This window comes from Castellaniella denitrificans, from assembly GCF_042653765.1.
Classification (GTDB): domain Bacteria; phylum Pseudomonadota; class Gammaproteobacteria; order Burkholderiales; family Burkholderiaceae_B; genus Castellaniella; species Castellaniella denitrificans.
Genome location: NZ_JBHSEZ010000003.1, coordinates 1 through 13,760, shown reverse-complemented (window position 1 = coordinate 13,760; position 13,760 = coordinate 1). Strand labels below are relative to the sequence as shown.

The window sequence follows — 13,760 nt, the reverse complement described above, 5'->3', positions numbered from 1 at the left end:
CTTATATGGTAGTGCTTGAAGCATCTTATGTCAAGAACGAAAGACCCTCGATTTCGTCCCGTGCCGGGATGCGCGGCCGGTGCGGTTAGAATCCCCCGCTGACCTCCCGTTTTCCGATCTCGAATGAACGAACGACTGAGCCCCGGCACGGTGGCCCTGCTGCTGATTCCGCCCCTGTTGTGGGCGGGCAACGCCGTCGTCGGCCGGGCGGTGGCCCAGATGGTTCCGCCCCTGACCCTGAATTTCCTGCGCTGGGCCCTGGCCCTGATGCTGCTCTTGCCCCTGGGCTACCGGGTGCTGCGCGCCGGCAGCGCCGTCTGGCGGGAATGGCGGCGCTATGCCGTGCTGGGACTGCTGGGGGTGGGGCTCTACAACTCGCTGCAATACCTGGCGCTGCATACTTCGACGCCGGTGAACGTGACGCTGGTGGCGGCCAGCATGCCCGTCTGGATGCTGATCGTGGGCCGGGTGTTCCACGGCGCGGCGATCCGGCCGGCCCAGGTGGCGGGTTCGGCGCTGTCGCTGGCGGGGGTGGCCGTGGTGCTGTCCCAGGGCGAATGGGGCAAGCTCATGGCCCTGCATTTCGTGGCCGGGGACCTGCTGATGGTGCTGGCCACTATCCTCTGGGCCTTCTACAGCTGGCAACTGACCCGGGTGCCGGCCGATGCGCCGGTGCGGGCCCATTGGGCCGGCTTCCTGCTGGGGCAGGTGGTCTACGGGGTGGCCTGGTCGGGCCTGTTCGCCGCGCTCGAGTGGAGCCTGACGGACTGGCGGATCGACTGGGGCTGGCCCCTGGCGCTGACCATCGCCTTCGTCGCGGTGGGGCCGGCGGTCATCGCCTTCCGCTGCTGGGGCGCCGGGGTGCAGCGCGTCGGCCCTACGCTGGCGGGCTTCTTCAACAACCTGACGCCGCTGATCGCGGCCCTGCTGTCGCTGGGGCTGCTGGGCGAAAGCCCCCGGCTCTTCCATGCGCTGGCCTTCGCCCTGATCATCGGCGGCATCGTGTTGTCGTCGCGGCAGCCGCGGGCATGAGCCAGGGCGCGCAAGAGGGCGGGGCGCCGCCGCTGCTGTCCTACGGCAGCCTGGCGGCCAGCATGTTCGTGGTCGGCGCCTGCGTGGCCCTGAGCAAGCCGCTGGCCGCCGTGTTCCCCGTGTTCCTGCTGGGCTGGCTGCGCTTCGGGATCGGCGGCGCCGGCATGCTGCACTGGCTGCGCCGGCCGGCCGCGGAGCCCCCGCCCACCCCGCGCGTGCGCCTGCTGGTGTTCCTGGAAGCCTTCATCGGCAGCTTCCTGTTCACGGTCTTCATGGTGCTGGGCGTCAGCTACAGCGGCGCCGTGGCGGCCGGGGTCGTGATGTCGGCCATCCCGGCCGTGATCGCGGTGCTCAGCCGCGTCGTGCTGCGCGAGGCGATCCGCCCCCGGGTGCTGGCGGCCATCGTCTGCGCCGTGTCCGGCATCGCCCTGCTGGCGCTGGTCCGGCCGGGGCCCGGGGAAATCCCGGCGGACGGCGGCGGGGGCGACCGCTGGCTGGGCTACGCGCTGCTGGGCGGCGCGGTCCTGTGCGAGGCCTGCTATGCCGTGATCGGCAAGCGCCTGACGGCCGTCCTGTCGTCGCGGCGCATCAGCGCCCTGATGAACCTGTGGGGTTTCGCGCTGATGCTGCCGGCGGGGGCCTGGGCCGCCCGGGGTTTCGATTTCGGCGCGGTGTCCTGGCCGGTGTGGGGGCTGCTGCTGTTCTACGGGCTGGCATCGAGCTGGACCGTCTGGCTGTGGATGACGGGCCTGCGCCGGGTGCCGGCCTCGCGCGCGGGGGTGTTCACCGTGATGCTGCCGGTCGGGTCCGCCTGCGTCGGCGTCTGGATGCTGGACGAGCCCTTCGGCGTTCCGCAGGCCCTGGCCTTCGGCCTGGCCCTGGCGGGCCTGCTGCTGGCGGCGTGGCCGACGCGCTCCGGAGCCGCGCGGGGCTGAACGGGGCGCCGCCGGCGGCCTTGGCCGTGGCACGGTCCGCGCCGTCCTCAGGCCGCGTCCCGGGCGTCCTCGATCAGCAGCTGTACGCTGCTGCGTCCTCCCCAGGTGTTGCAGTCCAGCCGGTAGACGGCCTCGATGGCGTCGGACAGGGGTTCCGCGTGATTGAACCAGATGGCGTCCAGGCGCAGGCCGTCGCGCTCCAGGAACAGCTTCAGGTGCCGGTCCTTCAGCAGGCGCTGGTGCAGGACGCGGAAATGGTCCTGGAACAGCGGCGGCGGAAATCCGGCGCCCCAGATCTGGTCGGCCAGTAGGCTGGCCGTTTCCACGGTCAGGTAGTCCGGTTCCAGCGATCCGTCGGTGTCCAGGCGCGGCTCGAAGGATTCGCGCCCGCCCAGGATGCGCACCGCGTCGTCGAATTGCGCCGAAAAATCGTCGAAGGCGGAGGCCCTGAGGGTCAGTCCGGCCGCCATGGCGTGGCCGCCGAACTGCAGGATGGCGCCCGGCAGGCGCTTGCTGACCAGGTCCAGCGCGTCGCGCAGGTGGACTTCGGGGATCGAGCGGCCCGAGCCGCGCAGGGTGTCGCCATCGTCCGGCGCGAAGGCCAGGGCGGGACGCCAGTAGGTTTCCTTCAGGCGCGAGGCCACCAGGCCGATCACGCCCGGGTGCCAGCCGGGCTGCCAGACGCAGACGCTGGCGGCGCGGGCCTGGGCGTGCGCGTCCAGGTGCGCCAGGGCTTCGTCGCGCATCACGGTTTCCCGGGCGCGGCGTTCGCGGTTGATCTCGTCCAGCGCCCGGGCCAGCTCCAGGGCGCGGCCGGGGTCGTCTTCCAGCAGGCAGTGGATGCCCAGGCTCATGTCGGCCATGCGGCCGGCGGCGTTGATGCGCGGCCCCAGGGCGAAGCCCAGGTCGTCCGTGCCGGCCCGCGCCGGATCGCGGCCGGCGATCTCGAACAGGGCGGCCAGCCCGGCCTGCATCCGTCCCTGGCGGATGCGCCGCAGCCCCTGGCCGACCAGCAGCCGGTTGTTGGCGTCCAGGCGCACCACGTCGGCCACCGTGCCCAGGGCCACCAGGTCGGCGTAGGCCTCGAGTTTGGGTCCGCCCTTGGGGGGCAGGGCGCCGCGCGCCCGCAGCGCGGCGCGCAGGGCCAGCATGACGTAGAAGATCACCCCCACGCCGGCCAGGTGCTTGGAGGGAAAGCCGCAGTCCGCCTGGTTCGGGTTGACGATGGCCAGGGCGTCGGGCAGGTCGGGGCCGGGCAGGTGGTGATCGGTGACGATGACCTCGATTCCGGCCGCGCGCGCGGCCGCGACGCCTTCGATGCTGGCGATGCCGTTGTCCACCGTCACCAGCAGGTCCGGCTTGCCGGACGGATGGCGGCAAGCCAGTTCGACCACGGCCGGCGACAGGCCGTAGCCGGTCTCGAAGCGGTTGGGAACCAGGAAATCGACCCGGGCGCCCATGTCGCGCAGGGCGCGCACGGCCACGGCGCAGGCCGTGGCGCCGTCGCAGTCGTAGTCGGCCACGATCAGCAGCCGCCGGCCGGCCTGGATGGCGTCGGCCAGCAGTTCGCCCGCCCGGTCGACGTGGCTGAGCCGGTTCGGGGGGATGAGGGCGGCCCATTCGGTCGGACCGGCCTGCTCCAGCCCGCGGGCGGCCCACAGACGGGCCAGCAGGGGATGGGCGCCGGCCGCCACCAGGGCCCGGGTCCGGGCCGGATCGGCGGCGCGCGCGAGGATCAGCGGCCGCACCACCAGCGCCTCCAGTCGAGTGGCCGCAGGCGGCGCAGCCAGCCCGCGCGCGCGTCCAGTTCCACGGTGCGCTCGCGCCCGGTCAGCACCAGCGTGGGCGCGGCGCCGGCCAGGGGCGCGAAGCAGCGCCGTTCCAGGTCCGCCAGGGCTTCGATCCAGCCGCCCCAGTCCTGGGCGACGGCGTGGGCTTGCAGCGCGGCCTCGATGCGCAGGTCGTCCGGCAGCGGACGGCCCAGCTGGCTGCGGCGCGCGCCGCCGTACAGCCACAGGCTGTTGACCGGGGCGAGGCCATCCCGCTGGCGCCGCTGGTTGACCGGGTGTTCGTGCCAGGCCATCTGCAGGCCGTTGACCAGGCGCCGCCAGGGCCTCGCGGCCGGGTCCTGCGGCCACCAGTCGTTGACGGCGCTGACGGCGACCAGCGCCGGGCTGGCGCAGGCCAGGCGGACGGGTTCCGGCCAGCGCACCCGCCAGGTGTCGGGGGTTTCCGGCGTCAGTTCGATGCCGCTTTCGGCGATCAGCTCGCGGGCGGCTTCCATCAGGGCGGCGGACTGCCCGGCCGTGATCGCCAGCGTGTCGGCCGGCAGCAGGGCCGCGCCGTCGCGCGAGGGCGCCATGTGGATCAGTTCGGCCAGCCAGACGGGTTCGTCGTCCGCGCCGGGCAGGCGCAGCGGCCCCAGACCTGCGCTAATATGCTCGTCTTGTGCCGGCGTGAATTCGCTTGCGCGGAGCAGCCAGTGCTCCAGCGGCGTGCACCAGGCGTCCGAGGCCGGACAGGCCGCCGTCCGGGGCGTTCCAAGGCCCAGCCAGCGGGCCAGGGTGGGGGCGCGTTGCGCCAGATGGGGCGCCAGTTCGGCGGCCACCTCGGGTTCGGGCAATGCCCCGGGAATCACGATGTGCATGGCGGAATTGTAGGATCAATCGGACGAGGATGACGATTCGCATGGCGTATGAATGGTGGATAGGGGCGCGCTACGCGGGCCTGGCCCGAGCGGGGCGGGGCGGACGCCGGGGCGACCGCTTCGTGTCCTTCGTGGCGGCGAGCTCCATGGCCGGCATCGGCCTGGGGGTGGCGGCCCTGATCATCGTCCTGTCGGTGATGAACGGCTTCCAGACCCAGGTGCGCGACCGCATGCTGTCGGTGCTGCCGCACATCGAGCTGTACGTGCCGGGCTCGGACCACGAGCAGGTGCTGGAGCACTGGCGCGACCTGGCCGACGCCGCCCGGCGGGATCCGGAGGTCCGGGGCGCGGCCCCCTTCGTCGCGGCCCAGGGCATGCTGGCGCGCGGCCAGGGCCTGAGCGGCGTGCAGGTGCGCGGCATCGACCCGGCCATCGAGCCCGAGGTGTCCGACCTGGCCGGCCAGATGGCCTCGGGCAAGCTCGACAGCCTGACGCCGGGCTCCTTCCACATGGTGGTGGGCAGCCAGATCGCCCAGTCCCTGGGACTGATGGTGGGCGACACGGTCCTGCTGCTGGCGCCTCAGGGGTCGATCTCGCCGGCCGGTTTCACGCCGCGCATGCGCCAGTTCACGGTGTCGGGGATCTTCTCCTCCGGTTATTACGAATACGACGCCTCGCTGGTGTTCATCGACGTGCAGGACGCCGCCCGGGTGTTCCGCGACAGCGGCGTGAGCGGCGTGCGCCTGCGCATCGCCGACATGCAGCGCGCCCCCCAGGTGGCCCATGCCTTGCTGGGCCGGATGCCGGCGGGCGTGCGGGCCACGGACTGGACCCAGAACAACCGCACCTGGTTCGCCGCCGTGCAGACCGAAAAGCGCATGATGTTCCTGATCCTGACCCTGATCGTGGCGGTGGCGGCCTTCAACCTGCTGTCCTCGCTGGTGATGGCGGTCAAGGACAAGCGCTCGGACATCGCCATCCTGCGCACCCTGGGGGCCACGCCGGCCGAGATCGCGCGCATCTTCCTCATCCAGGGCGCCCTGATCGGCGTGGTGGGCACGCTGGGGGGCGTGGCGCTGGGCACGCTGGTGGCCTACAACGTGGATGTGATCGTCCCCTGGATCGAGCATTTGCTGGGCATCCAGTTCCTGCCTCAGCAGATCTATTTCATCAGCGAGCTGCCGTCCAATCCCCAGTTGGACGACATCGCCGTGATCGGCGGGACGTCGCTGGTCCTGTCCCTGCTGGCCACGCTGTATCCCAGCTGGCGGGCCTCCCGCCTGCAACCCGCCCGAGTGCTGCGCCATGACTGATCCCGCCGCTCCCGCCGACGCCGTGCTGCGCGCCGAGCACCTGGCCAAGACCTATGACGAGGGCGCCGGGCGGGTCGAAGTCCTGCGGGACGTCAGCCTGTCGGTCCATGCCCACGAAATGGTCGCCGTCGTCGGCGCCTCGGGCTCGGGCAAGAGCACGCTGCTGCACGTGCTGGGCCTGCTGGACGAACCGGACGCCGGGCGGCTGTGGATCGCCGGCCAGGCCGCCACGGGGCTGGACGAGCGGCGCCGCAGCCGGCTGCGCAACCAGGCCCTGGGCTTCGTCTACCAGTTCCATCATCTGCTGCCGGAATTCACCGCGCTGGACAACGTCGCCATGCCGCTGATCGTGCGCCGCTGCACGCGGGCGCAGGCCCGGGAGCAGGCCGCCGCGATCCTGGACCAGGTCGGCCTGGCGGACCGGGCCGCGCATTTCCCGGGCCAGCTCTCGGGCGGCGAGCGCCAGCGCGTGGCCCTGGCGCGGGCCCTGGTGACCCGGCCCGCCTGCGTGCTGGCCGACGAACCGACCGGCAACCTGGACCGCCACACGGCCGACGCCATGTTCGCGCTGCTGGCGCGGATCAACCGCGAACTGGGGACGGCCTTCGTCATCGTCACCCACGATCCGGCGCTGGCGGCCCTGGCGCACCGGCGCTTCCACATGCAGGCGGGGTTGTTGGCCGAAGACACGGAAGAGGCCGGCTGACGCGCCGCATTCGGCCGCTTGCGGGGCCGCGCGGCGGCTCCCCGGCCGAGCGACCGCCAGGCGGACGTTCGAACGGAGGATCCATGCTGATCGACACCCACTGCCACCTGGATGCGCCCGAGTTCGACGTCGACCGGCCGGCCGTGATCGAGCGGGCGCGCCAGGCGGGCGTGCGGAGCATCGTGATCCCGGCCGTGGCGCGCGCCAATTTCGCGGCCGTGCGGGATCTGGCGCATGCCACGCCGGGCGCCTGCTATGCCCTGGGCATCCATCCGCTGTACGTCGACCGGTCCGGCGAGGAAGACCTGGACGCGCTGGATGCCGCGCTGGCGGCGGCGCGGGACGATCCCCGGTTGGTGGCCATCGGCGAAATCGGACTGGATTTTTTCGTGCCGGCCGTGAACACGCCGGAACTGCGCGCGCGCCAGGAGCGGTTCTACACGCGCCAGCTCGACCTGGCGCGGCGCCATGACCTGCCGGTCCTGCTGCACGTGCGCCGGTCCCAGGACACCCTGCTCAAGCACCTGCGCCGCCGCCCGCCCATCGGCGGCATCGCCCATGCCTTCAACGGCAGCTTCCAGCAGGCCGGACAGTTCATCGCCCAGGGCTTCGCGCTGGGCATGGGCGGGGCCATGACCTTCGAGCGTGCCTTGCAGATCCGCCGCCTGGCGGCTGAATTGCCGGCCGAAGCCCTGGTGCTGGAGACCGATGCGCCCGACATCCCGCCCGCCTGGCTGGGGCGCGGCCCCGGCGACCAGCCGCAACCGGCGCGCAACGAGCCGGCGGAAACGGCCGGCATCGCCCGCGTCCTGGCCGGACTGCGCGGCCTTGATGCCGAGGCGCTGATCGCGCAGTGCGCCGTCAATGCCCGCCGGGTGCTGCCCCGGCTGGCGCGCGCCTTGGGTGAGGCGGATGGCGCGTAGCTATTCGTGCTGAAGAATATTGACGAGCGTACCGAGCGGGTCCCTGACGTAGAACCGGCGGACGCCCCACGGCTCGTTGGCGGGACCGTATTCCACCCGGATCCCGCCTTTCCGCACGCGTTGCAAGGCCTCATCGAGGTCATCCACCTCGATGGACAGGTCCGGTACGGGCGTGTCGGAACCGCCCTGGCTTGCGAAGCTGACCTGGACCGTCATCTTGCCGGGGCCGGCGTACGTGCGAAGCCAGCCGTGGTCCATGGCGAGTTCGAGATCCAGAATGTCCCGGTAGAACGCATCCACCGCGGCGGGTTCGGGTGTCGGGATGTTGGCGACGATTCGTTTGACCTTCATGGGATCTCCGGATGTGCGGGTTGCCAATCCGACAGCTTATTGAAGCCGGACGCTTTTCCACAAGCGGGTCTTGCCAGGCACTACGTGGTTTCCCGCCTGGACCGGAATGCGCGTGAGGCGTTCCGGCGGCCCATTCACCCCCTAAGCTGAAGGATGATTCGTTTTCGGGGGAAGGCATGCTCGGGCGTGCGATGGTGGCGGCGGGACTGGGCGGCGTGCTCGGCGTCCATGGTCTGGCCGATCTGCCGGGGAGCGGTAAGCTGGCGCTGGCATCCGGTGTGCTGGGGCTGGCGGGGTGGGGGGTGTGGCGTGCGAGCGCGCGCGGGGCGGGACGGTCCGGTGCGGCCGGTCATCGCGATGTGTTGGCGGGGACGGGCCGGACGCGTGCCGCCACCCTGTTGCGCGGCGCGGCGCTCTGCCTGCTGGGCGCCTGGGCCGGCTTCACGTTCACCGTGCTGTGCGCCCAGGCGCGCCTGGGCCAGACGCTGGCCGACGGCAATGTGGACCGGGTGTCGCGCGTCACGCTGCGTGTCGACGGCCTGCCCCGGCTCCAGCCGGACCGTCTGGCTTTCGAGGCCGTGGTGCTGGATGCGCGTCCCGGCGGCGTGCCGGAACGCATCCGGGTGCGCTGGCCGGCCGGCGGCTGGCGCGGTCCCTATGCGCCCGCGCGGCCGCCCGATCCGCCGTTTCCCGAAGTGCGCCCCGGCCAGGTCTGGCGCATGGCCCTGGTGCTGCGGCCGGTCCGCGCCGCGCAGAACCCGCATGCCTTTGATTACGAGGCCCATGCCTTCGCCGCGGGCATCCGCGCGCAGGGCACGGTGCGGGGCACGCCGGAATGGCTGCGCGACGAGGACTGGGCGGGCCTGTCCGTGATCGCCGGGCGCGCGCGCCATGCGGTGCGCGAGGCCATGGCGCCTTACCTGGAGGACATGCGCTACGGACCGGTGCTGCGGGCGCTGGCCATCGGCGACCAGGACGGAGTGGACGACGCCGACTGGGCCGTCTTCAACCGCACCGGCATCACTCACCTGGTCTCCATCAGCGGTTCGCACATCACCATGCTGGCCGGCGCCGGCGCGCTGGCGGTCTCGGCCCTGTGGCGCCGCCTGCGCTGGCGCGGCCGCTGCCTGGCAGAACGCTGGCCGGCCCGCCGGGCGGGCGCCGTCGCGGCATTGCTGGTCGCCTGGCTGTATTGCCTGCTGGCCGGCTGGGGCGTGCCCGCGCGGCGCACCTTCATGATGCTGGCCGTGGTGGCGGGCGCCCAGGCCTTGCAATTGCGCATCAGCGGTTCGCGGGTACTGGCCTTGGCGGCCGTGGCCGTCGTCGCGACGGACCCCTGGTCGGTACTGGCGGGCGGGTTCTGGCTCTCGTTCCTGGCGGTGGCCGTGCTGCTGGCCGTGGGGGCGCGGACGGGGGATGCCGGCGAGGGCGGGGCGGCCGAGGACCGGGCCGCGGCTTCCCGCGCCGGCCCGCCGCGGGAAGCGCCGGGCAACATGGTGGCCGCGCCCCGTTTGGCGGCCGCTGTCCATCCGGCCGGGCGGCGGCGCGACCGCTGGCTGCGCGGCCTGAAGCTCGCGGCGCGCCTGCAATGGGCCGTCACCTGGGCCCTGGCGCCGCCCTTGGCCTGGATCTTTCACGAAGTCTCGCTGGTGTCCCCGCTGGCCAACGCCTACGCCATTCCGGTCGTTGAACTGCTGGTCACGCCGCTGTCGCTGTTGCTGGCCGCCGTGGCGCTGGTGCCGGGGCTGGATTTCGCGGCCGCCGGCCTGGCCTGGCTGGCGCATGGAGTCCTGGCGCTGATGATGCGGCCGACCGCATGGCTGGCCGCCTTGCCCGCCTGGCCCGTGCCGGCCGGTCCGGCGTGGCTGTATGCGCTGGCCATGGCCGGCGTAGTCGTGGCGCTCTGGCCGGGCGGCGGGGCCGGGCCGGCGGACTTCGCCGGCCGGACGCGGGACCGGCATGGGGTGGCGAGGCGTTGGGTGGACTCGCCCGGCCGCCGCCGCGCCTGGGCCTGGTTCGCGCTGCTGCCCATGCTGCTGTGGCCGCCGGACCGCCCCGGCGACGGGGAATGGGATCTACACGCGCTGGATGTGGGGCAGGGCAGCGCCCTGTTGGTTCGCACGGCGCGGCACACGCTGCTGTTCGACGCGGGCGCGCGCCATGCGCGGGACGCGGACGAGGGCGCCCGCACCGTCGTGCCGGCCCTGAAGGCCCTGGGCGTGCGCCGCCTGGACGCGCTGGTCGTGTCCCACGCAGACCTGGATCACGCCGGCGGGGTCCGCGGCGTGCTGGCGGCGGTGCCGGTGGCGCAGGCCTTCGCGTCCTTCGACCTGGAATCCTGGCTGCGCGCCGAAACCCGCAAGCTGGGTGCCGAAACCACGCCGCTGCCGCAGGCGGCCGCCCCATGCCGCTTTGGCGACCGCTGGCGCCTGGACGGGGTCGAGTTCGAATTCCTCTGGCCGCTGGACGTGCGCGCGCGCCGCAAGGGCGCGGAGGCCAACGCCAATAGCTGCGTGTTGCGGGTGCGGGGCGCGCACCACAGCCTGCTGCTGACGGGCGACATCGAAATCCGCGCCGAATCGGTCCTGGTCGAACGCGGGTTGACGCCGGCGGACGTGGTCGTGGCGGCGCACCACGGCTCGCGGACCTCGTCGTCGGCCGCTTTCGTCGATGCCGTGGCGGCGCGTCACGTGGTCTTCCAGGCCGGCGCCTGGAACCGGCATGGGCATCCGGATGCCGCCGTGCTGGAACGCTGGCACGCGGCCGGTTCCACCCTGTGGCGCACGGATGCGCAAGGCGGGGTAAATGCCCGGTCGCGCGGCACCGGCCTGTCGTTGTACAGTGTCCTGGAGTCGTCCCGTCGTTATTGGCACGGGCGGCGCCCGTAGGGATCGCCTGAATCCGCAGCGCCTGCTTTCCGCTCGACTTGTCCAGGGGCTCCCTAGTGGTTTTCGCGGTCTTGCGCGATCGTGCGGGATCGGCGATGATCCGGCAGCCGTCCACAAGACGACTGTGGTCCTTTCGAGAATGTCCGTGCATATCCGCCCGGCCATGCGAATCCGTCCGGCGGATTCGTCAGGCGCCGGCCCGGGATTCGGGGATTCTCCTGCGGGCTTGTGAAAAATCCAAAAGATTTTTGCGACCATGACACAGACACCTCTGAAGTTCTACGTGCCCGAGCCCTCGGGGCGTCCCGGTCAGGCGACCGACTTTTCCTACCTGCGCCTGCAGCCCGCCGGGGCGGCGCGCAAGCCTCCCATCGACATCGCGCCCTACGACACCCGTGACCTGGCCATGGGGCTGATCCGCGTGCTCGACGACCAGGGCGATGCCCAGGGCCCCTGGGCCGAAGACCCTCCCGACGACGAATTGCTGCGCCGCGGCCTGCGCGCCATGGTCAAGACGCGCATCTTCGATGCGCGCATGGTCATCGCCCAGCGCCAGAAGAAGACCTCGTTCTACATGCAGTGCCTGGGCGAGGAAGCCATCGCCATCGGCCAGTCGCTGGCGCTGCGCGAGGGCGACATGCATTTCCCGTCCTACCGCCAGCAGGGCCTGCTCATCGCGCAGGACTACCCCCTGTTCGACATGATGTGCCAGATCTTCTCCAACGACCAGGATCCGCTCAAGGGCCGCCAGTTGCCGGTGCTGTATTCGGTGCCGGAAAAGGGCTTCTTCACCCTGTCGGGCAACCTGGGCACGCAGATGCCCCAGGCGGTGGGTTGGGCCATGGCCTCGGCCATCAAGGGCGACACCCGCATCGCCTGCGGCTGGATCGGCGACGGCGCCACGGCCGAATCCGACTACCAGGCGGCGCTGCTGTTCGCGCACGTGTACCGGGCGCCGGTGATCCTCAACGTGATCAACAACCAGTGGGCGATCTCCACCTTCCAGTCGGTCGCGGGCGGCGAGGGCATCACGCTGGCGGCGCGCGGCATCGGCTCGAACCTGGCCTCTCTGCGCGTGGACGGCAACGATTTCCTGGCCGTCCACGCCGTGTCCCGCTGGGCCGCCGAACGGGCGCGCAACAACCACGGCGCCACGCTGATCGAGTGGGTCAGCTACCGGGCCGGGCCGCACTCCACTTCCGACGATCCGTCCAAATACCGGCCGGCCGACGACTGGTCGCGCTTCCCGCTGGGTGATCCGATCGCGCGGCTGAAGGACCACATGCTCAAGCGCGGCATCTGGTCCGAACAGGAACACCAGGAACTGCAGAAGGCCTGCGAGGCCGAGGTCGTCGCCGCCCAGAAGAAGGCCGAGGCCCACGGCACGCTGGCCACGGGGCGCACCAGCAGCGTGGCGACCATGTTCGAGGACGTCTACAAGGACATGCCGGAGCATCTGCGCCGGCAGCGCCAGGAATTGGGGGTGTGAGCATGGCACAGGAAAAAACCAAGACCCGTCCCATGACGATGATCCAGGCCCTGCGCTCGGCCATGGACGTCATGCTGGAGCGGGACGAGAACATCGTCGTCTTCGGCGAGGACGTCGGCTATTTCGGCGGCGTGTTCCGCTGCACCGAAGGCCTGCAGGCCAAGTATGGCCCCTCGCGCGTGTTCGACGCGCCCATTTCCGAAAGCGGCATCGTGGCGGCGGCCATCGGCATGGGGGCCTACGGCCTGCGGCCGGTGGTCGAGATCCAGTTCGCCGACTACTTCTATCCGGCGGCCGACCAGATCTTCTCCGAGGCGGCGCGCCTGCGCTACCGCTCGGCGGGTGGCTACACCGCGCCGCTGACGATCCGCATGCCCTGCGGCGGCGGGATCTTCGGCGGCCAGACCCACAGCCAGAGCCCGGAGGCCCTGTTCACGCACGTCGCCGGCCTGCGCACCGTCATGCCCTCCAATCCCTACGACGCCAAGGGCCTGCTGATCAGCTCCATCGAGAACGACGATCCGGTCATCTTCCTGGAGCCCAAGCGCCTGTACAACGGCCCCTTCGACGGCCACCACGACCAGCCCGTCGTGCCCTGGTCCAAGCATCCGCTGGGCAACGTGCCCGAAGGCTACTACACCGTGCCGCTGGATTCGGCCTCGGTCTACCGCGAAGGCCGGGAGCTGACCGTGCTGACCTACGGCACCATGGTGTATGTGGCCGAGGTCGCCGCGCGCGAGGCCGGCATCGACGCCGACATCCTCGACCTGCGCAGCCTCTGGCCGCTGGACCTGGACGCGATCCTGGCCTCGGTGCGCAAGACCGGCCGCTGCGTGGTGCTGCACGAGGCCACCCGCACCAGCGGGTTCGGCGCTGAACTGTGCGCCCTGGTCCAGGAGCATTGTTTCTATCATCTCGAAGCCCCGGTCGAACGCATCACGGGGTGGGACACGCCATATCCCCATTCGCACGAATGGGCTTATTTTCCCGGCCCCAAGCGGGTCGCGGAGGCGTTCAAGCGCGTGTTCCGGGAGGCATAATGGGTATTCACATCATCAAGATGCCGGACATCGGCGAAGGCATCGCGGAAGTCGAACTGGTCGAATGGCACGTCCAGGCGGGCGACGCCGTCGTCGAGGATCAGGTCCTGGCCGACGTCATGACCGACAAGGCCACCGTCCAGGTGCCGTCCCCGGTGCACGGGCGCGTCGTGTCGCTGGGCGGCAAGGTCGGCGACGTCATGGCGGTGGGCTCCGAGCTCATCCGCCTGGAGGTCGAGGGCGAAGGCAACGAGCACATGGTCGGGGCGACGTCCCGGGCGTCCGCGGCGCCCGTCGCGTCCGCGTCGGCGCCCGCGGCGCCGGTACCCGGGCCCGAACCCGTTCCGGCCGCCGCATCCCCGCCCGCCGCCCGCGCGGCGGCCGGGACGCCCGAGCCGGAGCCCGAACCCGCGCCGGCCCCGGCCGCCGCCGCGCC

The 13,760-nt window shown here is 71.7% G+C and carries 12 protein-coding genes; 9 read left to right on the top strand and 3 right to left on the bottom strand.

Annotation, left to right across the window (positions count from 1 at the left end):
- Window positions 1-123: 123 nt before the first annotated feature.
- Both ACFO27_RS05560 and ACFO27_RS05555 read left to right on the top strand, forming a co-directional pair.
- Complete coding sequence (locus tag ACFO27_RS05560; protein WP_376816441.1) at window positions 124-1,032, top strand: DMT family transporter; 909 nt, start codon at window positions 124-126, stop codon at window positions 1,030-1,032.
- Window positions 1,029-1,967, top strand: a complete 939-nt coding sequence (locus ACFO27_RS05555; RefSeq protein ID WP_376816440.1) for a DMT family transporter — start codon at window positions 1,029-1,031, stop codon at window positions 1,965-1,967. Before ACFO27_RS05560 ends, ACFO27_RS05555 begins: the two co-directional genes overlap by 4 nt.
- A 47-nt stretch (window positions 1,968-2,014) precedes the next feature.
- Here ACFO27_RS05555 and recJ read toward each other — a convergent pair whose 3' ends face one another.
- Together recJ and ACFO27_RS05545 are read right to left on the bottom strand one after the other, a co-directional pair.
- Entirely contained in the window at window positions 2,015-3,718 is a 1,704-nt protein-coding gene (gene recJ, locus ACFO27_RS05550) for a single-stranded-DNA-specific exonuclease RecJ (protein WP_376816439.1), read from the bottom strand.
- On the bottom strand, window positions 3,703-4,614 hold the full coding sequence (locus ACFO27_RS05545; RefSeq protein WP_376816438.1) for a hypothetical protein: 912 nt from the start codon (window positions 4,612-4,614) through the stop codon (window positions 3,703-3,705). The genes recJ and ACFO27_RS05545 overlap by 16 nt, the downstream gene beginning before the upstream one ends.
- Before the next feature lie 41 nt (window positions 4,615-4,655).
- Here ACFO27_RS05545 and ACFO27_RS05540 point away from each other — a divergent pair, with 41 nt between their 5' ends.
- The 3 genes from ACFO27_RS05540 (at window position 4,656) to ACFO27_RS05530 (ending at window position 7,556) form a co-directional block, all read left to right on the top strand.
- Window positions 4,656-5,927, top strand: coding sequence for a lipoprotein-releasing ABC transporter permease subunit (locus ACFO27_RS05540; protein ID WP_376816527.1), 1,272 nt, complete (start codon window positions 4,656-4,658; stop codon window positions 5,925-5,927).
- Window positions 5,920-6,633 (top strand): ABC transporter ATP-binding protein, encoded by a 714-nt coding sequence (locus ACFO27_RS05535; protein WP_376816437.1) that lies wholly within the window; start codon window positions 5,920-5,922, stop codon window positions 6,631-6,633. Before ACFO27_RS05540 ends, ACFO27_RS05535 begins: the two co-directional genes overlap by 8 nt.
- Window positions 6,634-6,716: 83 nt before the next feature.
- On the top strand, window positions 6,717-7,556 hold the full coding sequence (locus ACFO27_RS05530; protein WP_376816436.1) for a TatD family hydrolase: 840 nt from the start codon (window positions 6,717-6,719) through the stop codon (window positions 7,554-7,556).
- Here ACFO27_RS05530 and ACFO27_RS05525 read toward each other — a convergent pair whose 3' ends face one another.
- Window positions 7,557-7,907, bottom strand: coding sequence for a VOC family protein (locus tag ACFO27_RS05525; protein ID WP_376816435.1), 351 nt, complete (start codon window positions 7,905-7,907; stop codon window positions 7,557-7,559). It abuts the gene before it with no gap.
- 176 nt (window positions 7,908-8,083) lie between these two features.
- Between ACFO27_RS05525 and ACFO27_RS05520 the strand changes: the two genes are divergently transcribed.
- From ACFO27_RS05520 to ACFO27_RS05505, 4 genes are all read left to right on the top strand, one after another.
- A complete protein-coding gene (locus ACFO27_RS05520) occupies window positions 8,084-10,795 on the top strand; it encodes a ComEC/Rec2 family competence protein (RefSeq protein ID WP_376816434.1) in 2,712 nt (903 codons plus the stop codon).
- 256 nt (window positions 10,796-11,051) lie between these two features.
- Window positions 11,052-12,284, top strand: coding sequence for a 3-methyl-2-oxobutanoate dehydrogenase (2-methylpropanoyl-transferring) subunit alpha (locus ACFO27_RS05515; protein ID WP_376816433.1), 1,233 nt, complete (start codon window positions 11,052-11,054; stop codon window positions 12,282-12,284).
- A 2-nt stretch (window positions 12,285-12,286) separates the two neighbouring features.
- The gene (locus tag ACFO27_RS05510; RefSeq protein ID WP_376816432.1) at window positions 12,287-13,324 is read left to right on the top strand and encodes an alpha-ketoacid dehydrogenase subunit beta; all 1,038 of its coding nucleotides are present in this window, start codon (window positions 12,287-12,289) and stop codon (window positions 13,322-13,324) included.
- A partial coding sequence (locus tag ACFO27_RS05505; protein WP_376816431.1) for a biotin/lipoyl-containing protein occupies window positions 13,324-13,760 on the top strand: 437 nt, incomplete at its 3' end. The genes ACFO27_RS05510 and ACFO27_RS05505, both read left to right, overlap by 1 nt.